Genomic DNA, 20,262 nt, shown 5'->3' on the forward strand with positions numbered 1-20,262 from the left:
AATTTCGGCGTTTACGGTGCCAGGCGGTCTATTTTCCAGGCGCCATTATCACGCTGGTATAAAAAGCGGTCATGCAGCCGATGTTCGCCCCCCTGCCAGAACTCCATCTGCTCGACACTGACGCGGAATCCGCCCCAGAAACTCGGCAGCGGCACTTCACCCTGCTGGAATTTCTGCTTCAGCTCGAGGAATTTGCTCTCCAGAATCCCGCGGGCGGAAATGCGACTGGACTGTTGGGAGACCCAGGCGCCGATTTGGCTATCGCGCGGGCGGCTGTGGAAATATTTGACCACTTCCAGCGTCGACAGGCGCTCCGCTTTGCCGATCACCATCACCTGGCGCTCCAGCATATGCCACGGAAACAGCAGGCTCACCTGGGGATTTTTTTCAATCTGATGGGCTTTGCGGCTGCCAAGGTTGGTATAAAACACCAGCCCTTTTTCATCGTAATGCTTCAGCAGCACAATACGCTGGTAAGGTTGGCCGCGCTCATCAACAGTAGCAACCACCATCGCCGTCGGGTCTGCGAGTTTGGCGTCACAGGCCTGACGCAGCCAGCGTTCAAACAGCGGCAGGGGTTCAGCAGGAAGATCGTGGCGACGCAAACCGCCACGGGTGTATTCACGGCGCAAGTGCGCGATTTGCTGGAGTTCGTCGTTATCAGACATGGCCATTGAGGATGTAGTCATAAGGTGGCGTTATTGTGCGCCCCCCCGACAGAAATCTCAACGTTTGGCCGTCTGCAGCTGACAGTTATCGAGGATGATGCGATCGCGTTTATAAACGGTGGCGGTATCGCCTTTCGACCAGAAGACATAGACGCCGTCGGTGTAGCGCGCCCCCGAAGCCGACAGCCCCTCAGTCAGGTTCAGCTGCTGATTATCATAGATAAAACTCACCTGCTGGCGGGTGTTATTGCGATGGACCGTTAACGGTTTCTGGTCGCATTGATACTCCAGCGTGTCCGTCTGCATCCGCTCGACAAACTGGTTGTAGTAGCTACAGCCCGCCAGCATAAAAGGTACAACTGCGATAAGAATTTTTTTCATTCGTTTGCCTTCGACTTTCCCGGTCACGGAGGGCACTCCGCCCTCCGCTTAACTTATTCAGTTTACCGGTCGCGCCGTGTTTAAGATTTCAGTTAACTCCGATTCTGCGGCGGGTTAGCCGGGAAAATGGCGCCCAGCACCGTGGCTTCGCTGGCGCCGGTCACTGAGGGCAGATTACCCGGCAGACCCGCGAGCGTGCGCCAGGCCAGCCAGGCAAAGGCCAGCGCTTCCATATCGTCGCCGCTGATCCCCGCCTCATCGGTGGTGGAGACTTCAGTTCCCGGCAGCAGTGCCGCCAGGCGCGCCATTAACAAGGGGTTACGCGCGCCGCCGCCGCACACTAACAAACGCTCGCAGCCGCCGCTTAACAATACCTGCTCACTGATGGTCACAGCGGTTAATTCCGCCAGCGTGGCCTGCACATCCTGCCCACGCAGCCCCGGATAGCGGGCCAGATGTTTTTCCAGCCAACCGTAATTGAAATATTCACGACCGGTGCTTTTCGGCGCCGGTAAAGCAAACCACGGATCGCTTAGCATATCCTGCAGCAGCGGCAGCAGCACTCTGCCTTCGCTGGCCCACTGGGCGTCCTTATCATACGGTTTACCCTGCTGACGCCAGACCCAGGCATCCAGCAACATATTTCCCGGCCCGGTATCATAGCCGCGCACCGGCTGTCCTGGCACCAGCAGCGATACGTTGGCGATCCCGCCGATATTCAGCACCATCCGCCGCTCAACGGGGTGCGCCAGCAGCGCGTGATGAAATGCCGGAACCAGCGGCGCCCCCTGCCCGCCAAGCGCCATATCACGCCGGCGAAAATCCCCCACCACCGTGACTCCGGTATGCGCGGCGATCTGGTTGTTGTCGCCAATTTGCAGTGTGTGCGGCGCGTCGCCCTGCGGTTCATGCCATACGGTCTGTCCATGGCAGCCGATAGCGATGACATCGGTGGGCTTGAGATTCTCCTGGCGCATCAGCGCCAGTACGGCATCGGCAAACAGCCGCCCCAGACGAGTATCCAGACGCCCCAGTTGTGAGAGGGTCAACGACTGGCCCTGACAAATCGCGAGGATCTCTTCTTTTATTGCGTGTGGGATGGGCCAGGTGAGACTGGCCTGCTGCGCCACGATATTTTCGTCGATGGCGGCCAACACGACATCGATACCATCAAGGCTGGTACCGGACATAACGCCAATAAAACGACCCGATCTCATACGTTTTTCCTTCATTCCATGACCCTCGTATAGGCCTCACTCCACCATAAAGCGTCCGCTAATGCTATGTTGTTATAATACTTTTTAACAATAGAGCGACATTTCAGAGAACACCGTAAAGAACCGGCGTTTAGTTTAGGTTGAAGCAATATTTATTATTATTTTTTGTATAGTCAGGGCGGAAGCTATGCCCGCCGACGACTAAATGCCATATAATTAACCGTATGGACGTTCAATTGAACACCTTCGGTGAACAGGAGATTCATAAATGATTTTACGTGTTTTGGCTGTATCGATGATTGGTTTTACGCTCGCAGGCTGCGTGAGCAGCAGCGGCCTGTCCGGCGACGTTTATTCCGCATCTGAAGCCAAACAGGTGCAGAGCGTAACTTACGGTACGATTGTGCATACGCGCGCCGTGCAGATCCAGAGCGGCGACGACAGCAATGCCATCGGCGCCATTGGCGGTGCGGTGCTCGGCGGGTTCCTCGGCAACACCATCGGCGGCGGTACCGGACGCTCTCTTGCCACCGCGGCTGGTGCGGTCGCGGGCGGCGTCGCGGGCCAGGGCGTTCAGGGTGCAATGAATAAAACCCAGGGCGTAGAGCTGGAAATCCGTAAGGATGATGGCAACACCATTCTGGTGGTGCAGAAACAGGGCAGCACGCCGTTCTCTGTGGGTCAGCGCGTCGCCATTGCCGGCAGCGGCAGCCAGGTCACCGTCTCTCCTCGATAAACCCCTTACGATGCGGCCCGTGGCGCCGCATCGTATTTTTCAGCCACGGTTATTCCACCGTAATAGATTCGCATTAGCAATCAGATATATTAATTTAAGTATTTCATCAATCATTGCGCCTGCGCAATATCTTATCTTACCGCCCCCACTACTCTCAGATTGTCATAATATTCTGTCGACTGAAGGTCGCGGTTGCTTTTCTCTCTGGGATCTTGCCTATGCTCAAACATGTCAATCATGTTGCTAAACGTCTTATCATTTATATTTTTATTTGCTTGCTGGCCGGATTCGGCATAGCCGGACTGACCGGTTTATTTCACACCAGTTTCAGCACTACCTCATCAATATTATTTCCTCTGCTGACCAGTTTTCTGATGGTCTTTCATATCACTATTGCCTGCTTTATGGGCATGAAATACTGGAGCAGTAAGCGCCGCCTGTACCTTACACCTGTTGCTTTCGGCTTTGCCTGTTCAGCGCTGCTGATGCTGGGCACCCTCAGCAGCTATCCGGACTGGCTTAGCTGCAATCCGACCCCGGTCATTAATCAAAATGACGCCGTTATCTATTATTTCTTCCGCAATATAATGATGGCTGTATTATTCACGTCATCTATTGTTTTATATTACTTCCGCCAGCGCATCATGCACTCGCTGAAAGCTCACATAATTACATTCGCAGCGTGTATCGTTTTTACATTTACAATTATTTGTTTATCGTGGATGTACTCCAGCCACTCGCCGTGGCTGAGCATCAATTTTATCGACGATCTTAGTCATACCTTCACGCCGCTGTGGCAAAGTATTATCGGCTGGCTGCTGATGGCTATTTGGTTTATCACGCTTATTTTATTAATTAGCCTGAGTAAATTACGCAATATTTTCTGGTTTAGCGGCGCTTTTTTTGCAGCGCTTATCTTTTCACCCTCTTCCAGCTGATCTCCACCGTCGGGGAACTCGATCAGACCTGGTACGAGGCGCGTTTTTTCGAGACACTTTGCACCTTGTTCCTGATTCTGGTGCTGCTGGTCGATGTATTTGTCCTCTATCGGGAGTCTAACCATAAGTATGTCAACTCGTACCAGAACTCGATTCGCGACCCGTTGACCCGGCTTTACAACCGCAGCTTCTTCTACGATACCCTGAACCAGCAGCTGGCGAAGGTAAGCAGCCAGCATCCGCTGTCGGTGATCATCAGCGACCTCGACCATTTCAAACGCATCAATGATAACTACGGTCACGTCGCCGGCGACAAAGTGATCCAGTTTGCCGCCTCGGTGCTGGAGAGCCATTCGCGCGTGGATGACGCTGCCGCCCGCATTGGCGGTGAGGAGTTTGCCCTGCTGCTGGTCAACACCGCCGAGAAAGACGCCCTGGCGATCGCCGAGCGCATCCGCCTGGCAGTCAACGCTGAGCAAAACCATCTGCCGGAGCGAATGACCATCAGTATGGGGTTGTATACGACGCGCGATGGAAGTGTGAGCGCAGAAGCCTGCGTGGAGCGTGCGGATGCGGCCATGTATGAAGCGAAAAACAGCGGGCGTAATCGGGTGGTGGTCTGGCGTCACCCTGGCGACTAAAAAAAACGGCCCGGGGCAACCCGGGCCGCTAAAAAATTAATCTTTTGCCTGGAGATCGAGGATATTTTGTTCAAGTTTACGAATTAAGTGGAGCAACGTTTCCACTTCCTGCTTTGACACCCCCGACAGGATTTCATCGCGGGTCTTGCCTATCACCTCTTCCATCTCATTGATCAGCGGTTCAGCTTTTTCAGTCAGCTTGATGCGCTTGGCCCGCCGGTCGCTTGAACAGGTCTGGCGAGAAATAAGCCCTTTCTCCTCCAGCTGATCGAGCGTGCGCACCAGCGACGGCTGTTCAATACCGATGGCTTTCGCCAGCTGGATCTGCGACTGCTCAGGCGGCAGCTGGTGGATGTTATGCAGCGTGACCCAGTGGGTCTGCGTTAACTCCAGAGGTTTCAGGCGATGGTCGATTAGCGCGCGCCAAACGCGGACTAAACGTGCCAGATCAGAACCAAGTGGCGATTCCAATTTCATCTCCTTATAATTAGCTTGCTAAGTTATTATACTGATTTTAGAATAGTGTGCAGCATTTGAATTATCAAAACAAATGAATTACTTGATTCAACAAAAACCAAAACAATGATTTACACTGTTATAGCGTAGCACGCCCTGAGGTTACCCCTGTAATGGCAAAGGATTTTTGCTTGTGAAACTGAGTCTTAACACATCCGGATTGCCGCTGCAGGACCTGGTGTTCGGCGCGTCCGTCTATTTCCCTCCGCTGTTCAAAGCCGTCTTATTGGGTTTTTTTATCTGGTTGTTTTTACATCGTCAGCTGCGAGACTGGATGTATGCCGGCGACATCTGGCATCCCCTGCTGATGGATCTCTCCCTGTTCGCGCTCTCGGTCTGTCTGGCCCTGGTGTTACTGATTGCCTGGTGATCTCCCTGCTATGAAAAAACTAAAATATTTGTCAACGCTGTTGGTTGCGGCCATCGCCCTGATTGCCGCATGGCTGTTATGGAATTACTACACCCAGTCACCCTGGACCCGCGACGGCAAAGTGCGTGCAGAGCAGGTCGGGATCACCCCTCAGGTCTCAGGTAGCATTCTGCAGTTGAACGTGACGGATAACCAACGGGTCAACGCCGGAGATGTTCTGTTCACTATCGACGACACGCCTTACCGTATTGCCGTGCTGAACGCCCAGGCGCAGCTGGCGAAAGCGCAAGCCGAAGTGGCGAAAGCGCAGGCTGAGCAAACGAAGGCCGCCAGCGATGCGCGCCGTCGCCGCAACCTGTCGCAGAATGCGATCTCGGCTGAAGATCTTGAAAACGTTAATACCGCACTGAACACGGCCACCACCAACCTGGCGGCCGCCAGAGCGGGACTGGGCGTCACCGAGGCGATGCTGAAACATGCGCAATGGCAGTTAAGCCAAACGACGGTCAAAGCGCCAGTGGACGGCTGGGTGACCAACCTCTCCACTCGCGTCGGCGATTACGCCACTACCGGCCATCCGGTCTTTGCCCTGGTAGACAGCCACTCGTTTTACGTGTTGGGCTACTTTGAAGAAACCAAACTGCGCCATATCCGTATCGGCGATCCGGCGCAGATTATTCTCTATAGTAACCAGCAGACGCTGCACGGGCATGTCGCCAGCATCGGCCGGGCGATTGTCGATCAAAGCGTTGAGCAGGGGAATGGACTGGTGGCCAATATCAAACCGAATATCCCATGGGTACGTCTCGCCCAGCGCGTTCCAGTGCGGATTGCCTTTGACGAGCTGCCGGCGGACGTCACACTGGTCTCCGGCACCACCTGCACTGTCTCGGTCGGCAGACAATAATGAATCTGCAAGCCCTGTCGTGGCGCGCACTGCCATGGGTTAAAGCCACCCGCCCGCAGTGGCGATACGCGTTGCGTAACGGCATCGCTATGTGTCTCGCGTTAAGCATCGCCTACGCGCTGGATCTCGATGAGCCGTACTGGGCGATGACCTCCGCGGCAGTGGTCAGCTTTCCCACCGTCGGCGGCGTGATCAGTAAAAGCTTTGGCCGCATCGCCGGCAGCCTGCTCGGCGCCTGCGCTGCTTTGCTGCTGGCGGGCCATACGTTGAACGATCCCTGGCTGTTCCTGTTCAGCATCTCCGGCTGGCTGGCGCTGTGCACCTGGGCCTGTGCCCTGTTCACCAACAACGTGGCCTACGCCTTTCAGCTTGCGGGCTATACCTGCGCTATCATCGCGTTTCCGGTCATTAACATCAGCGACAGCTACGAACTTTGGGTGATCGCCCAGTCGCGCGTCTGCGAAGTCATCGTCGGGATCCTCTGCGGCGGGCTGATGATGATGATCCTGCCAAGCACCTCTGACGGCAGCAACCTGTTGACGGCCCTGAAAACCATGCACGCCCGGTTGCTGGAACACGCCAGCCTGCTGTGGGTGCCGGAGACGACGGATGCCATTCGCACCGCCCACGAAAGTGTGATTGGCCAGATCCTCACCATGAACCTGCTGCGGATCCAGGCCTTCTGGAGCCACTACCGCTTCCGCCGGCAGAACCCCCTGCTGAATTACCTGCTGCATCAGCAGCTCCGAATGACCAGCGTCATTTCCAGTCTGCGACGCATGCTGCTGAACTGGCCGGACGCGCCAGCGAACACTCGTCAGGTGCTGGAATCGTTGCTCGCTGAACTCGCCACTCCCCATGCCGACAGCTATCACGTCGCCCGCATTCTGGCACCTCTGGCGCCGCCGCCGGATGCCGATTATCGCCATATCGCCTTCTGGGCACGGCTGCGCTATTTCTGTCGCATTTATCTGGAAAGCAGTCGCTGGATCCGCCGCGTGGAGAATGCGTCGGCGATCGCTGAGTTCAACGTACCTTCGGCACCAGCCCTGGCCCGCCACACCGACCAGACGGAGGCGCTGCTCAACGGCATCCGTACTTTTTGTGCGCTGGTGGCAATTGGCGCATGGGGGATCAGCACCCAGTGGACCAGCTGCGCGGCCGCCCTGACCCTGGCCTCCATCTGCTGTGTGCTCTATTCGGTCTCGGCCTCGCCGTTTCGCTCGCTGACGTTGCTGATGCAGACCCTGGTGTTGCTTTCTCTGTTCAGCTTTGTGGTGAAGTTTGGCCTGATGGTGCAGATAACTGACCTGTGGCAGTTTCTGCTATTTCTGTTCCCGCTCCTGACCACCATGCAGTTGCTGAAACTACAGTGGCCCAAATATGCCGGCCTGTGGGGGCAGCTTATCGTGTTTATGGGCTCGTTTATCTCCGTCACCAATCCGCCGGTGTACGACTATGCGGCTTTTTTTAACGATAACTTAAGCAAGATTGTCGGCGTGGGTTTTGCCTGGCTGGCTTTTGCGGTGCTCAGTCCGGGCTCGGATGCCCGTAAAGGACGGCGCCATATCAGAGCGTTACGGCGTCACTTTGTCGATCAGCTCAGCCGTCATCCCCAGCACAGCGAACATGAATTTGAATCGCTGGTGTACCACCATGTCAGCCAGCTCAGTCAGAGTAAAGATGCCCTGGCACGGCGCTGGCTACTACGTTGGGGGGTGGTGTTGCTCAACTGTTCGCACGTTGTCTGGCAGCTTCGGGAATGGGAAACCCGCTCCGATCCCCTCGCTCAGGTGCGCGACCTGTGCATCAATTTGCTGCGCGATGTGATGAGCGAACGCGGCGTGCAGCAGCGCCCGCTGGCCTCCACCCTGCAGGAGCTACTGCGGATCTGCGACGTCCTGAACCATCATCATCAGCCGGCGGCCCGGGAGCTGGCCGCCGCAATCTGGCGACTGTATTGCGCCCTGTCACAGCTGGAACAGGCCCCGATCGCCGGCACGATTGGCGAAAAGACTACTTAATCACCCCGCAGGCAAACCGCTCGCCGCCGCCGCCCAGCGGCTGTGGGTTGTCGGCCATATTATCACCGCCCACGTGGACCATCAGCGCTTTCCCCTTCACCTCCGCCAGCGTTTTCAGACGCGGGGCAATAATTGGCTGGTTGGCCACACCCGCGTCGTTGACCACCAGCAGAGGCAGATCGCCAAGATGTCCGGTGCCCAGCGGCCCTTCGTGTTTGCCGGTATGTTGCGGATCATAATGTCCGCCCGCCGCCCCAGCGGCCACCGCTTTGCCCTCTTTCATCGCGGGCTGGCAGCTGCCTTCGGCATGGATATGAAAACCGTGCTTGCCCGGCGGTAATGCCCGCAGATCGGGGGCGAATTCGAGGCCGCGATCGGTTTCGGTGATTTTTACACTGCCGATGGACTGCCCGACGCCCTGGGCGGTCACGAGATTAAGTTGAACATCTTCACTGACGGCCTGTGCGCCAGCGCAAAATGCGAGGGATAAGATCGCGAGAATACATCGTTGCATAACACCTCCGGATGGCTGTCTCCCTGTTAAGTGTAAACCAGGAACGCCTTTCCGGAGGCGAAATGCCCGTTACGGTACGTCGTAACCGAGCGCAGCTTTGCGGATACGGAACCACTGCTGACGAGCCATGCTGAGTTTTTCGGCCACAATCGCGGAACGCACGCGCTCGATTTTGCCCGAGCCGATAATCGGCAGCGGCTGCGACGGCAGACGCAGTATCCAGGCATAGACCACCTGCTCGATGCTATCGGCATTGAGCTCATGCGCTACCTGCGCCAGCTCATCGCGCAGCGGCTGGAAGCCCTCTTCATTGAACAGGCGCCCGCCACCAAGGCAGGACCACGCCATCGGACGAATACGCAGTTGCTGCAGCTGATCGAGCGTGCCGTCGAGCAACAGCGGCTGATGCACCGGCGAGATTTCGACCTGATTGGTGGCCAGGGTAAACGGCAGGCGCGACTGCAGAAGAGTGAACTGGGCTGGGGTAAAGTTAGATACGCCAAAGTGGCGCACTTTTCCGCTGTGATGCAGCGCGAGGAACGCCTCAGCCACTTCATCGGCATTCATTAGCGGATCCGGCCGATGGATCAGTAGCAGATCGAGATGGTCCGTCGCCAGATTACGCAGCGATTGCTCAGCGCTCAGCACGATGTGGTCGCGGTCGGTGATATAGTGGCCGATGGTGTTTTCAGCCCGCGCCCGGGTGGCGATGCCGCATTTGCTGACAATTTCCATCCGACTACGCAGATGCGGCGCCAGCTTCAGCGCTTCGCCAAAGGCAGCCTCACACTGATAATCGCCATAGATATCGGCATGGTCGACAGTGGTTACGCCTAAATCGAGATGCTGTTCAATAAAGCTGACCAGCTCGCCTGGCGACATTCTCCAGTCCATCAAACGCCAGTAGCCCATCACAAAACGCGAAAATTCCGGCCCCTGGGGAGCCATAGCAATACGCTGAACCATAACCGCTTCCTCAATAAAAAAGTGTACTGAGTATACGTACTTTTTGGTTTAAAACAGTGAGGGTTGCTGCGGTTCTTCCGCCGGATCTGGCCTGTTCGCGCGTAATTTGCGCAGCAGGCGTTGACGGCAAAGACGCAAAACCTCTTGTTTCTGCGCATCGCTCATTTTTTGCCAGTCGAAGCGTTCCTCACGGCTGCGGAAACAGCCGCGACAATAGCCGCGCTCGTCGGTCTGACATATTCCCCGGCACGGGCTCTGCACCGGGAAAAACTCTAACTGCTCTGCCACCACACGCCTCCTGTCCCCTCGTCTCCTTTCATTGAAGACGTTTCCCCGCACGGACGCAAATATTGTTCACGGTGTGCTGCGCCAGCTAACATTTTTCCGCTGAGACTTGCAATAGACCAATCGGTCTATTACAGTGTGCTGCATGAACAGACACAGCGAATGCGATACCCGAGAACATATCCTGGTCACCGGCGAGCAGCTCTGCATGCATCGCGGTTTTACCGGAATGGGCTTGAGCGAACTTCTGAAGACGGCGGAAGTGCCCAAGGGCTCTTTTTACCATTACTTCCGCTCTAAAGAAGCCTTCGGCGTCGCGCTGCTTGAACATCACTACACCGGATATCTGCAGCGCCTGGTCGACCACTTCGATCATGGCGACGGCAACTATCGCGACCGCCTGCTGGCTTATTATCAGCACACGCTGAATCAGTTCTGCCAGCAGGGGATTATTAGCGGATGTCTTACCGTCAAGTTGTCAGCAGAGGTCTGCGACCTGTCGGAAGATATGCGTACCGCCATGGACCATGGTGCCAGTCAGATTATCGCCCTGCTGGGCGACGCGCTGGAGAAAGGACGTCAGGAAGGCAGTCTGGCGTTTGACGGCGAGGCCATGACCCTGTCGCAGGTGCTGTATTCCCTGTGGCTCGGGGCCAACCTGCAGGCCAAAATTACGCGTAGCGCAAGGCCGCTGGAAAGCGCCCTTGCCCACGCCAAACAGATTATTGCGGCGCCTGCGGTATAACAGGCGTTTTTATTTCATCAGTTACTAGACGACCGGTCTACTCAGGAGTCACTATGTCGGAAGCAAAATTATTCAGCCCGCTGAAAGTCGGTGCGGTCACCGTCCCTAATCGCGTATTTATGGCGCCGTTGACGCGTCTGCGCAGCATCGAGCCGGGCGATATCCCTACCCCGCTGATGGGCGAATACTACCGCCAGCGCGCCAGCTCCGGCCTGATCATCACCGAAGCGACGCAGATTTCTGCCCAGGCCAAAGGCTATGCCGGCGCGCCGGGCCTGCACAGCCCGGAGCAGATTGCCGCCTGGCAGAAAATCACCGCCGGTGTTCATGCGGAAAATGGCCGTATCGCCGTCCAGCTGTGGCACACCGGGCGTATTTCCCATAGCAGCCTGCAACCTGGCGGCGCCGCGCCGGTAGCGCCTTCCGCGCTGAGCGCCGGTACTCGCACCTCCCTGCGCGATGAAAACGGCCACGCTATTCGCGCCGACACCTCGATGCCGCGTGCCCTGGAAACCGAAGAGATCCCGGGGATCGTCGACGATTTCCGTCAGGCGGTCGGCAATGCCCGTGACGCTGGCTTCGATCTGGTCGAGCTGCACTCGGCCCACGGCTATCTGCTGCACCAGTTCCTCTCGCCGTCGGCGAACCAGCGTACCGACCAGTACGGCGGCAGCGTGGAGAACCGCGCCCGTCTGGTACTGGAAGTGGTCGACGCCGTGAGCAAAGAGTGGAGCGCTGACCGGATCGGCATCCGCGTGTCGCCGATTGGCAGCTTCCAGAATGTGGATAACGGCCCGAACGAAGAAGAAGACGCGCTGTATCTGATTAGCGAGCTGGCAAAACGCGGTATCGCCTATCTGCACATGTCCGAGCCGGACTGGGCGGGCGGCAAGCCGTACAGTGAAGCCTTCCGTCAGAAAGTTCGCGACCGCTTCCCGGGCGTGATCATTGGCGCGGGCGCCTACACGGTAGAAAAAGCCAACGATCTTATCAATAAAGGGCTGATTGATGCCGTGGCCTTTGGCCGCGATTATATCGCCAACCCGGATCTGGTGGCCCGCCTGCAGAAAAAAGCAGCGCTCAACCCGCAGCGCCCGGAAACCTATTACGGCGGCGGCGCGGAAGGTTATACCGATTACCCTACTCTGTAATCCCTCCATTGATAGCGGCGACATATCGCCGCTATACTCAACGCTCTGATGTATCAAACAAACTGCATAGGGGACATTATGCGCTTACTCCACACCATGCTGCGCGTTGGCGACCTGCAACGTTCTATCGACTTCTATACCAACGTGTTGGGCATGAAGCTGCTGCGCACCAGCGAAAACCCGGAGTACAAGTACTCCCTCGCCTTTGTCGGCTACGGCGAAGAAAGCGAAACCGCGGTGATCGAACTGACCTACAACTGGGGCGTGGACAGCTATGAGCTGGGTACGGCCTACGGTCATATCGCGCTGAGCGTCGACAACGCCGCCGAAGCCTGCGAGCGGATCCGCCAGAACGGGGGCAACGTCACCCGTGAAGCCGGCCCGGTAAAAGGCGGCACTACCGTCATCGCCTTCGTGGAAGATCCGGACGGTTACAAAATCGAGCTGATTGAAGAGAAAGATGCCGGCAAAGGTCTGGGCAACTAACGCTTCACCACCCTGGCATCTTTAATGCCATGGCTCGCCCGGGCGCTGAGGCGCCCGTTGTTTTCACCCCTGCCTGCTGCAAGCCGCGGCAAAATTTGCCATAATGCGCGCTACTTTTTTCCAGCTAAGAGAATCTGATGTCCGAGAATGCTCAACTGAATGGTCTGTGCGACCGTTTCCGCGGTTTTTATCCGGTGGTGATTGATGTTGAAACCGCAGGATTTAATGCCAAAACCGATGCCCTGCTGGAGATCGCCGCCATTACGTTGAAGATGGATGAGCAGGGCTGGCTGATGCCCGATGAAACGCTGCATTTCCATGTTGAACCTTTCGAGGGCGCCAATCTGCAGCCCGAAGCGCTGGCCTTTAACGGAATTAACCCGCACGACCCGGAGCGCGGCGCCGTCAGCGAATACGATGCCCTGCATGCCATCTTCAAAATGGTACGCAAAGGGATGAAAGAGAGCGACTGCAGCCGGGCCATCATGGTGGCGCACAATGCCACCTTTGATCACAGCTTCACCATGACCGCCGCCGAACGCGCGGGGCTAAAACGCAACCCGTTCCATCCGTTTGTTACCTTCGACACCGCCGCGCTGAGCGGGCTGGCGCTGGGCCAGACGGTGCTGTCCAAAGCCTGTATCGCCGCCGGCATGGCGTTCGACGGCGCGCAGGCCCACTCCGCACTGTACGATACCGAGCAGACGGCGCAGCTGTTTTGTGAGATTGTGAACCGCTGGAAGCGTCTGGGCGGCTGGCCGCTGCCCGTGGCGACGCCGGAGTGATAAAAAAAGCGACTTCCAGGAAGTCGCTTTTTTACTGATGGCGGGAATTACTCCGCTTTCGGCTCGTCGGTGTGGTACTTCGCCGCCGTCTCTTTGATCAGCTGCTGCAGTTCACCGCGCTGGTACATTTCGATAACGATATCGCAGCCGCCCACCAGTTCACCGTCTACCCACAGCTGCGGGAAAGTCGGCCAGTTGGCGTATTTAGGCAGCTCGGCGCGGATATCCGGGTTCTGCAGGATATCAACATAAGCAAAACGTTCGCCGCAGGCGGACAGCGCCTGAACGGCCTGGGCAGAGAAACCGCAGCTTGGCAGCTTCGGCGACCCTTTCATGTACAACAGGATCGGGTTTTCAGCGATTTGGTGTTGGATCTTTTCTAAAGTCGAGCTCATTGTCGTGCTTCCTTAAACTTCTTTCTACGGCAGTAACTTGTCATTGTAGCGTCCTGTAGGCAGGACGGATAATAACATTTTTTTCACTATTCATATTTTATCTTCTGTTGCGCGAAGTTGCCTTAAAAATATCATTTTGCCGTCGCAGGCGGGCGCTCATTGCGCATTTTCTGTGCGAGGCGGTCAATGTCTGACGCGTTTTCTTGCAATCGTTAACCAATCGACATTTTTGATACAAAAGAATATTAACTTTCCGGGTTTTTATGCTTTAGAATCATTCCGGTTTGTCATTCATCGTCAGGCATTTGTACATGTCTGTAATTAATCAGGGGATTGCTCAGTGGCGCGGCTAAACAAAATCGCGATATCGCTCTGTGCATTACTGTTCACGTCTATCTCATTCACGCCACTGGCTCAGGCGTCAGGGCATACGCACGCCTCCGCTTCGCCAAAGGCGTTGCCCGCGAAAAGTGGCTCAGAGCGCAAGAAAAAAGCAACCAGTCAAAAAAGTAAAACCACCGCTAAAACCACCAGTAAAAAGTCCTCGAGCACCCGGCTCCCTTCCCGCACTACCGCAGCAAGCCAAACCGCACTTCATCGTCAGGCCGCCGGCGCGACGAAAAAATGCGTGCTGCGTAAAGGTTATAAAAAGCAGTGCGCGAAAACGGTCGCCGCCAGTGCCGAGCCGACCCTGGCGCTGAACAGCGTCAAAAGCAAATGCGTGGTGCGTAAGGGCTATAAAAAACGCTGTAAACCTGAGGCCAGCGATGCCAATTTAACGATCGCCGACGCCCATAAAGTCCGGGTGCAGAAAGCGCAAAGTACCGCCATGAACAAATTGATGGGCCAGTTGGGTAAACCCTATCGCTGGGGCGGCACCTCGCCGCGTACCGGCTTTGACTGCAGCGGACTGGTTTATTACGCCTATAAGGACCTGGTCAAGATTCACATCCCGCGAACGGCTAACGAAATGTACCACCTGCGCGATGCGCGTCCGGTGGATCGTGATGAACTGCAGAGCGGCGATTTGGTCTTCTTCCGCACCCGTGGACGCGGCACCGCCGACCACGTTGGCGTCTACGTCGGCAACGGGAAATTTATTCAGTCACCACGCACAGGTCGTGATATACAAATCACCTCCCTGAGCGAGGATTACTGGGTTCGCCATTATGTTGGCGCTCGTCGCGTCATGACGCCGAAAACCATTCGCTGATCCTGGTCTGCCGCTACGGCGGCAGACCGCCTCACCTGCGCGTCTTTCCCCCCTACCGTCAGGGGATACTGCATATTCATCTCCTCGCCCGGCGCTTCCCGACGATAGCGGGTGGGCGACATGCCAAAGTGGCGGTGAAAGGTCCGGCAGAAAGCGGCCTGTCCGTCGTATCCCAGACACTGAGAAATACTCTGCATCGATGCTTGCGTCTGCGTTAAATAGATTGCCGCAATGGTCATTTTTCGCCGACTGACGTAGCTCGCCAACGTGCAGCCGGTCACCATGGCGAACTGCCGCTGGAAATACCAGTGCGAATAACCGGACTTTTTCGCAATCGTACTTACCGGCAGGGTGTCTAAAATATGGGCTTCGATCCAGTCAACGATCCCCTGCACAACCGGGATCATCTTCGGACTCACCACCTCACCTGTTTTTGCCATCGTAGCCATCCTGTGGGAAATTCATGTCGGTGGTCATATTTGTCATACAAATAGCAAAATAGACAATGAATTATTGGCATAGCGGCGATTGCCTGGGTGCATATTTTTATTAATAATCTGATTTTAAAGGCATATTTATCCTCAACGAGGATGCATGGCAGCGATCGTCAGAGGAAAAGCAGACGCAGTTAACCCTTCCCCGCGAGATTCAGAAAAGCGCGGACAGCGTCTCCTTATACATTTTTGCAACATCGGCGAGCGGTTTGACGCCTCGTCCCGCAGAAAACGGTTAAGCCTTCATCAGTTGCGCCTGCAGTAATAGCCTTTATCGTTGTAAGGCTTTTCACTGCGTGCGGCAAATGTTAACATTCTCAATACAATAACAGCCCGTGACGCGACAGCGTCGGGTGGCCAGAACACGATTCAGGCGAAAGCCTCATCTTGTCAATGTGAGCTAAAACAAAAAGTTATAAGGAGAGTAGCAATGTCGTTTGAATTACCTGCATTACCATATGCAAAAGACGCCCTGGCGCCGCACATTTCCGCAGAAACCCTGGAATATCACTACGGTAAACACCACCAGGCGTATGTCACTAACCTCAACAACCTGATCAAAGGCACTGCGTTCGAAGGCAAATCCCTCGAAGAGATCGTCCGCACTTCTGAAGGCGGCATATTCAACAACGCAGCGCAGGTCTGGAACCACACCTTCTACTGGAACTGCCTGGCGCCTAACGCCGGCGGCGAACCGGAAGGCGAGTTAGCGGCCGCGATTGCCAAATCCTTCGGCAGCTTTGCGGATTTTAAAGCCAAATTTACCGATGCCGCAGCGAAAAACTTCGGCGCGGGCTGGACCTGGCTGGTCAAAAATGCCGACGGCAGCCTGGCTATCGTCTCCACCAGCAACGCAGGAACCCCGCTGACCACCGACGCGAAGCCGCTGCTGACCGTTGACGTCTGGGAACACGCCTACTACATCGACTACCGCAACGCCCGTCCAAGCTATCTGGACCACTTCTGGGCGCTGGTTAACTGGAAGTTTGTTGCGGCTAACCTGGCGGCATAAACGACAAACCGCAGCAGGGTCTCCCCGGCTGCGGTTTTTTTTAGCCCTTCCCTACACTCGCGTTACTGGCTGGCAAAGGCCTCTTCCGGCTGTGCTCGTCCGCTAAACCAGACCAGCAGCAGCGCCAGACCGGCGATAATCGCCCCCATCACCGGCACAAACGCATAGCCCAGTCCGCCAGAGATCACCGCCCCGCCGGCGGCGGCGCCCAGCGCGTTGCCCAGGTTGAACGCCCCGATATTCACCGAAGAAGAGAGCCCCGGCGCTTCATGCGCCACGCGCATGACCCGCATCTGCAGCGGCGGAACCACCGCAAAGGTTGCTGCGCCCCAGACAATCATGCTGATGGCCGCCCCGGCCTGAGATTGCGCCAGCAGCGGGATCGCCAGCATGATTACCATCAGCAGTAACAGAAAGCCTTTCAGCGTGCCAGAGACCGACCGGTCTGCGAATTTGCCGCCCAGATAGTTGCCCAGCGAAAAGCCAACGCCAATCAGCACCAGCATCGCGGTAATAAATAGCGATGAAGCGTGGGTCAGCGTATTGAGCACTGGCGAAATATAGGTATACAGCGTAAACATTGCCCCAGCACCCAGCACGGTAGTCAGCAAGGCGGAGAGTACCTGCGGGCGTAGCAGGACTGAAAGCTCTTTTTTGACATCAGGGCGTTCACCCGCGCTGCCCTTCGGCAGAGAGAACCACAGGCTGACCATCGCCAGCAGGCCTAACCCCGCGGTGGCCAGGAAGGACATCCGCCAGCCGATGGTTTCGCCAAGCCAGGTGGCTGCCGGTACACCGCCGATGTTGGCGATGGTGAGCCCCATAAACATCGTGGCTACCGCGCTGGCCTGCTTATGCTTTGGCACGACGCTGGCCGCGACCACCGACCCCAGGCCAAAGAAAGCACCGTGGTTGAGGCTGGTAATAATGCGCGACAGCAGCAGCGTGGTGTAATCCGGCGCAATGGATGACAACAGGTTGCCAACAGTGAAGATCCCCATCAGAAAAATCAGCGCATTGCGCCGCGCGCGATGTGACAACAGCAGGGTCATCAACGGCGCGCCGACCATGACGCCGATGGCATACGCACTGATCAGCATTCCCGCCACTGGGATTGAGACGTCCACACCTTTCGCAATCACCGGCAGCAATCCCATCGGGGAAAACTCCGTGGTCCCGATGCCAAAGGCGCCGATCGCCAGCGCAAGTAAAGGAAAGTTGATTTTCATTCAATGACTCCATCAGACCGTCAGGAAGGACGGCGTAACATCAGAAGCCAAAAGCATGACATCAATCACAAAAAAACAAAAGTGAACGAAATGACAAAAGATTTTTGCAGAATTGATAATAATGGCGGGATACGGGGAGGAGGCCGCGCTCCTCCCTCACTGGAACATTAGTGCAGTATGGCGGTCAGGCTGAAAGCGACGATCACGCCGAGGGCAATAACCGTGGTGATCAGCGAAAACTTTAAATTGGTATCCATCATTTTTCCCTCTTGTTATCCCCACACCAAAAGTGAGCTTGCTCATTTTTGCACAAAAAATCGCAAAAATCTTCCGGGATTTAGGGCGATGCACATTTTTGCTCTTCCACTTTGCCCCAAGATCGGACAAAATCCCACGCTAATTTAAAAGCGTATCGGCCATTGACCCCTTCCTGTCGTTCTGTGTCGTTTTCCCGACGTGATGCAATGTTGAAAATTGTATTCAGGGTGTGTGTAGGCAAACGTTTACGTATCGATGATCAGGCGATCAGGTCAAGGCATGGAGTGAGATGTAATGGCAACTATTAAAGATGTAGCGAAGCGCGCAAACGTTTCCACTACAACTGTATCACATGTAATTAACAAAACCCGTTTCGTTGCCGAAGAGACGCGCAATGCGGTGTGGGCGGCGATCAAAGAGCTGCACTACTCGCCGAGCGCCGTGGCCCGCAGCCTGAAAGTCAATCATACAAAATCGATTGGTCTGCTGGCGACCAGTAGCGAAGCCGCCTATTTCGCTGAAATTATTGAGTCCGTTGAAAAGAGCTGCTTCCAGAAGGGCTACACCCTGATCCTCGGCAACGCATGGAATGATCCGGAAAAACAGCGCGCCTATCTGTCGATGATGGCGCAAAAACGCGTCGATGGACTGCTGGTGATGTGTTCCGAGTATCCGGACTCGGTATTGAGCATGCTGGAAGAGTATCGCCATATCCCGATGGTGGTAATGGACTGGGGCGAAGCAAAAGCCGACTTTACCGATGCGGTGATCGATAACGCCTTCCAGGGCGGCTATATCGCCGGACGCTACCTGATTGAACGCGGCCACCGCGAAATCGGCGTGATCCCGGGTCCGCTGGAGCGCAACACCGGCGCAGGCCGCCTGGCCGGCTTTATGCAGGCGATGAAAGAGGCGCATATCGCCATTCCGGAAAACTGGATTGTGCAGGGCGACTTCGAGCCTGAATCCGGCTACCGCGCTATGCAGCAGATCTTAAGCCAGCAGCACCGTCCAACCGCGGTCTTCTGCGGCGGCGATATCATGGCGATGGGCGCTATCTGCGCGGCAGATGAAATGGGGCTGCGGGTGCCGCAGGACATTTCGCTGATCGGTTATGATAATGTGCGCAACGCCCGCTATTTCAGCCCGGCGTTAACCACCATTCATCAGCCGAAAGATTCCCTGGGCGAAGCCGCATTTAACATGCTGTTGGATCGTATTGTTAATAAGCGCGAAGAGTCGCAGTCTATCGAAGTGCATCCTCGTCTGGTCGAACGCCGCTCCGTCGCGGATGGCCCGTTTGTCGATTATCGCCGCTAAGACGTTTGCGGGCGCAGATTATTCCGGCGCCCGCAGCCATTCCCGATTCAGCGTCTCGCTGTCCCCCAGATAGTCCAGCATCCAGTTCAGCGCCGGTGAGGCATCACTCTGCTGCCACGTCAGACAGCAGGCGGCATCCGGGAATGGATTCTCCAGCGCCAGCGCGGTCCACTCACCGCTATCTATCCATGGCCGGGCAAAATGGCTCGGCACCATGCCGACGCAGAGGCCCGCCGACAGACAGGTGGCCGATGATTCCCAGTCGGGAACCACCACCCTCTTCTGGTTATCCAGCAGCCAGGTTGTTCGTTTGGGCAGTGAACGCGACGTATCCTCCCGCACAAGCGACGGCCAGTTACGCAGGACATCGTCACTCAAGGGACCCTCCATCTTCGCCAGCGGGTGATCGCTCGCCACCACGCAGTCCCAGCTCAGCATCCCCATATCGCGGAACGCATAGCGGCCACCGACCGGAATAGCGCGCGTTGCGCCAATCGCCAACTCTACGCGGCCGTCGGCCAGCGCATCCCATACACCGTTGAACACTTCCTGGAAAACGATAAGCTCGACGTCGGGAAAATGGCGATAGAAATCCACGATCATCTGGCGCATGCGCGCAGGTTTCACAATATCATCCACCGCGATCGACAGCTGTCCGCGCCAGCCGTTGGCGATTTGCTGGCACTGCTGGCGGGTGATCTGCATTTTTTTGATAACAGAGCGCCCTTCCTGTAAGAACCAGACCCCGGCGGGCGTCAGCTCCACATCACGATGGCGACGCTCAAACAAGGGAACGGCCAGCCACTCTTCAAGCTGACGCACGGTATAGCTGACGGCGGAGGGCACCCGGTGCAGCTCCTGCGCGGCCGCGCTGAAGCTGCCGTTGCGGGCCACGGCATCAACCACTTCCAGAGAGTATTCAGACCACATTTTCTGACTGCAAAATTTTTGAATGCATGTGACAAATATTAGCGTTTCACAAGCCACAATGCACTCCCTACACTCTGCGGC

General features: G+C 56.2%; 23 protein-coding genes and 1 pseudogene. 12 read left to right on the top strand and 12 right to left on the bottom strand.

Annotated elements, in window-relative coordinates; translation table 11 throughout:
• Positions 1–11: 11 nt before the first annotated feature.
• The 3 genes from pdxH to anmK all read right to left on the bottom strand — a co-directional run bounded on the left by pdxH (position 12) and on the right by anmK (position 2,266).
• The gene (gene pdxH, locus CWM58_RS04970) at positions 12–668 is read right to left on the bottom strand and encodes a pyridoxamine 5'-phosphate oxidase (RefSeq protein ID WP_032731006.1); all 657 of its coding nucleotides are present in this window, start codon (positions 666–668) and stop codon (positions 12–14) included.
• A 57-nt stretch (positions 669–725) separates the two neighbouring features.
• A complete protein-coding gene (gene mliC / locus CWM58_RS04975; RefSeq protein ID WP_061154382.1) occupies positions 726–1,049 on the bottom strand; it encodes a C-type lysozyme inhibitor in 324 nt (107 codons plus the stop codon).
• Between the two features lie 92 nt (positions 1,050–1,141).
• Complete coding sequence (gene anmK / locus CWM58_RS04980; protein WP_100680409.1) at positions 1,142–2,266, bottom strand: anhydro-N-acetylmuramic acid kinase; 1,125 nt, start codon at positions 2,264–2,266, stop codon at positions 1,142–1,144.
• A gap of 268 nt (positions 2,267–2,534) precedes the next feature.
• On the opposite strand from anmK, the gene slyB reads away from it, so the two are divergent.
• Both slyB and CWM58_RS04990 read left to right on the top strand, forming a co-directional pair.
• Positions 2,535–3,002, top strand: coding sequence for an outer membrane lipoprotein SlyB (slyB, locus tag CWM58_RS04985; RefSeq protein WP_008804633.1), 468 nt, complete (start codon positions 2,535–2,537; stop codon positions 3,000–3,002).
• A gap of 218 nt (positions 3,003–3,220) precedes the next feature.
• Positions 3,221–4,581: pseudogene (locus tag CWM58_RS04990) on the top strand (GGDEF domain-containing protein).
• Between the two features lie 36 nt (positions 4,582–4,617).
• Here CWM58_RS04990 and slyA read toward each other — a convergent pair.
• Positions 4,618–5,058, bottom strand: a complete 441-nt coding sequence (gene slyA / locus CWM58_RS04995) for a transcriptional regulator SlyA (protein WP_008804631.1) — start codon at positions 5,056–5,058, stop codon at positions 4,618–4,620.
• Positions 5,059–5,230: 172 nt separating this feature from the next.
• On the opposite strand from slyA, the gene CWM58_RS05000 reads away from it, so the two are divergent.
• Genes CWM58_RS05000 through CWM58_RS05010 form a run of 3 tightly spaced genes read left to right on the top strand, consistent with a single transcriptional unit; the run spans position 5,231 to position 8,398 of the window.
• Complete coding sequence (locus CWM58_RS05000; RefSeq protein ID WP_004143834.1) at positions 5,231–5,467, top strand: DUF1656 domain-containing protein; 237 nt, start codon at positions 5,231–5,233, stop codon at positions 5,465–5,467.
• A 10-nt stretch (positions 5,468–5,477) separates the two neighbouring features.
• Entirely contained in the window at positions 5,478–6,374 is an 897-nt protein-coding gene (locus CWM58_RS05005; RefSeq protein WP_061154379.1) for an HlyD family secretion protein, read from the top strand.
• Complete coding sequence (locus CWM58_RS05010) at positions 6,374–8,398, top strand: FUSC family protein (RefSeq protein WP_100680411.1); 2,025 nt, start codon at positions 6,374–6,376, stop codon at positions 8,396–8,398. Before CWM58_RS05005 ends, CWM58_RS05010 begins: the two co-directional genes overlap by 1 nt.
• On the opposite strand, the gene sodC is transcribed toward CWM58_RS05010, so the two are convergent.
• From sodC to CWM58_RS05025, 3 genes are all read right to left on the bottom strand, one after another.
• Positions 8,391–8,912, bottom strand: coding sequence for a superoxide dismutase [Cu-Zn] SodC (sodC, locus tag CWM58_RS05015; RefSeq protein WP_061154377.1), 522 nt, complete (start codon positions 8,910–8,912; stop codon positions 8,391–8,393). The genes CWM58_RS05010 and sodC overlap by 8 nt on opposite strands.
• A gap of 69 nt (positions 8,913–8,981) precedes the next feature.
• Positions 8,982–9,878 (bottom strand): aldo/keto reductase, encoded by an 897-nt coding sequence (locus tag CWM58_RS05020; protein ID WP_100680412.1) that lies wholly within the window; start codon positions 9,876–9,878, stop codon positions 8,982–8,984.
• 48 nt (positions 9,879–9,926) lie between these two features.
• On the bottom strand, positions 9,927–10,169 hold the full coding sequence (locus CWM58_RS05025; RefSeq protein WP_162677415.1) for a DUF1289 domain-containing protein: 243 nt from the start codon (positions 10,167–10,169) through the stop codon (positions 9,927–9,929).
• A 139-nt stretch (positions 10,170–10,308) separates the two neighbouring features.
• Here CWM58_RS05025 and CWM58_RS05030 point away from each other — a divergent pair, with 139 nt between their 5' ends.
• The 4 genes from CWM58_RS05030 to rnt all read left to right on the top strand — a co-directional run bounded on the left by CWM58_RS05030 (position 10,309) and on the right by rnt (position 13,330).
• The gene (locus CWM58_RS05030) at positions 10,309–10,908 is read left to right on the top strand and encodes a TetR/AcrR family transcriptional regulator (RefSeq protein ID WP_008804625.1); all 600 of its coding nucleotides are present in this window, start codon (positions 10,309–10,311) and stop codon (positions 10,906–10,908) included.
• 53 nt (positions 10,909–10,961) lie between these two features.
• Positions 10,962–12,059 (top strand): alkene reductase, encoded by a 1,098-nt coding sequence (locus tag CWM58_RS05035; RefSeq protein ID WP_061154374.1) that lies wholly within the window; start codon positions 10,962–10,964, stop codon positions 12,057–12,059.
• Between the two features lie 78 nt (positions 12,060–12,137).
• Positions 12,138–12,545: a lactoylglutathione lyase gene (gene gloA / locus CWM58_RS05040; protein ID WP_002907764.1), complete on the top strand. Its 408-nt coding sequence runs from the start codon at positions 12,138–12,140 to the stop codon at positions 12,543–12,545.
• Positions 12,546–12,682: 137 nt separating this feature from the next.
• Positions 12,683–13,330, top strand: a complete 648-nt coding sequence (gene rnt, locus CWM58_RS05045; RefSeq protein ID WP_008804623.1) for a ribonuclease T — start codon at positions 12,683–12,685, stop codon at positions 13,328–13,330.
• 47 nt (positions 13,331–13,377) lie between these two features.
• On the opposite strand, the gene CWM58_RS05050 is transcribed toward rnt, so the two are convergent.
• Complete coding sequence (locus tag CWM58_RS05050) at positions 13,378–13,725, bottom strand: Grx4 family monothiol glutaredoxin (protein WP_061154373.1); 348 nt, start codon at positions 13,723–13,725, stop codon at positions 13,378–13,380.
• Between the two features lie 340 nt (positions 13,726–14,065).
• On the opposite strand from CWM58_RS05050, the gene CWM58_RS05055 reads away from it, so the two are divergent.
• A complete protein-coding gene (locus tag CWM58_RS05055; protein WP_012968037.1) occupies positions 14,066–14,938 on the top strand; it encodes a C40 family peptidase in 873 nt (290 codons plus the stop codon).
• On the opposite strand, the gene CWM58_RS05060 is transcribed toward CWM58_RS05055, so the two are convergent.
• Positions 14,893–15,378: a helix-turn-helix domain-containing protein gene (locus tag CWM58_RS05060; protein WP_061154372.1), complete on the bottom strand. Its 486-nt coding sequence runs from the start codon at positions 15,376–15,378 to the stop codon at positions 14,893–14,895. The two genes, CWM58_RS05055 and CWM58_RS05060, sit on opposite strands and share 46 nt — an antisense overlap.
• Positions 15,379–15,862: 484 nt before the next feature.
• Here CWM58_RS05060 and sodB point away from each other — a divergent pair, with 484 nt between their 5' ends.
• Complete coding sequence (sodB, locus tag CWM58_RS05065; RefSeq protein WP_069334633.1) at positions 15,863–16,444, top strand: superoxide dismutase [Fe]; 582 nt, start codon at positions 15,863–15,865, stop codon at positions 16,442–16,444.
• A gap of 62 nt (positions 16,445–16,506) precedes the next feature.
• On the opposite strand, the gene CWM58_RS05070 is transcribed toward sodB, so the two are convergent.
• The gene (locus CWM58_RS05070; protein WP_100680414.1) at positions 16,507–17,673 is read right to left on the bottom strand and encodes an MFS transporter; all 1,167 of its coding nucleotides are present in this window, start codon (positions 17,671–17,673) and stop codon (positions 16,507–16,509) included.
• Positions 17,674–17,840: 167 nt separating this feature from the next.
• Positions 17,841–17,933 (bottom strand): YnhF family membrane protein, encoded by a 93-nt coding sequence (locus CWM58_RS05075; RefSeq protein ID WP_012968036.1) that lies wholly within the window; start codon positions 17,931–17,933, stop codon positions 17,841–17,843.
• Between the two features lie 292 nt (positions 17,934–18,225).
• On the opposite strand from CWM58_RS05075, the gene purR reads away from it, so the two are divergent.
• On the top strand, positions 18,226–19,251 hold the full coding sequence (gene purR, locus CWM58_RS05080) for an HTH-type transcriptional repressor PurR (protein WP_061154370.1): 1,026 nt from the start codon (positions 18,226–18,228) through the stop codon (positions 19,249–19,251).
• Positions 19,252–19,269: 18 nt separating this feature from the next.
• On the opposite strand, the gene punR is transcribed toward purR, so the two are convergent.
• Positions 19,270–20,181, bottom strand: a complete 912-nt coding sequence (gene punR, locus CWM58_RS05085) for a DNA-binding transcriptional activator PunR (protein WP_100680416.1) — start codon at positions 20,179–20,181, stop codon at positions 19,270–19,272.
• Positions 20,182–20,262 lie beyond the last annotated feature (81 nt).

The organism is Klebsiella sp. H-Nf2 (assembly GCF_002806645.1).
GTDB classification, from domain to species: Bacteria; Pseudomonadota; Gammaproteobacteria; order Enterobacterales; family Enterobacteriaceae; genus Klebsiella; species Klebsiella variicola.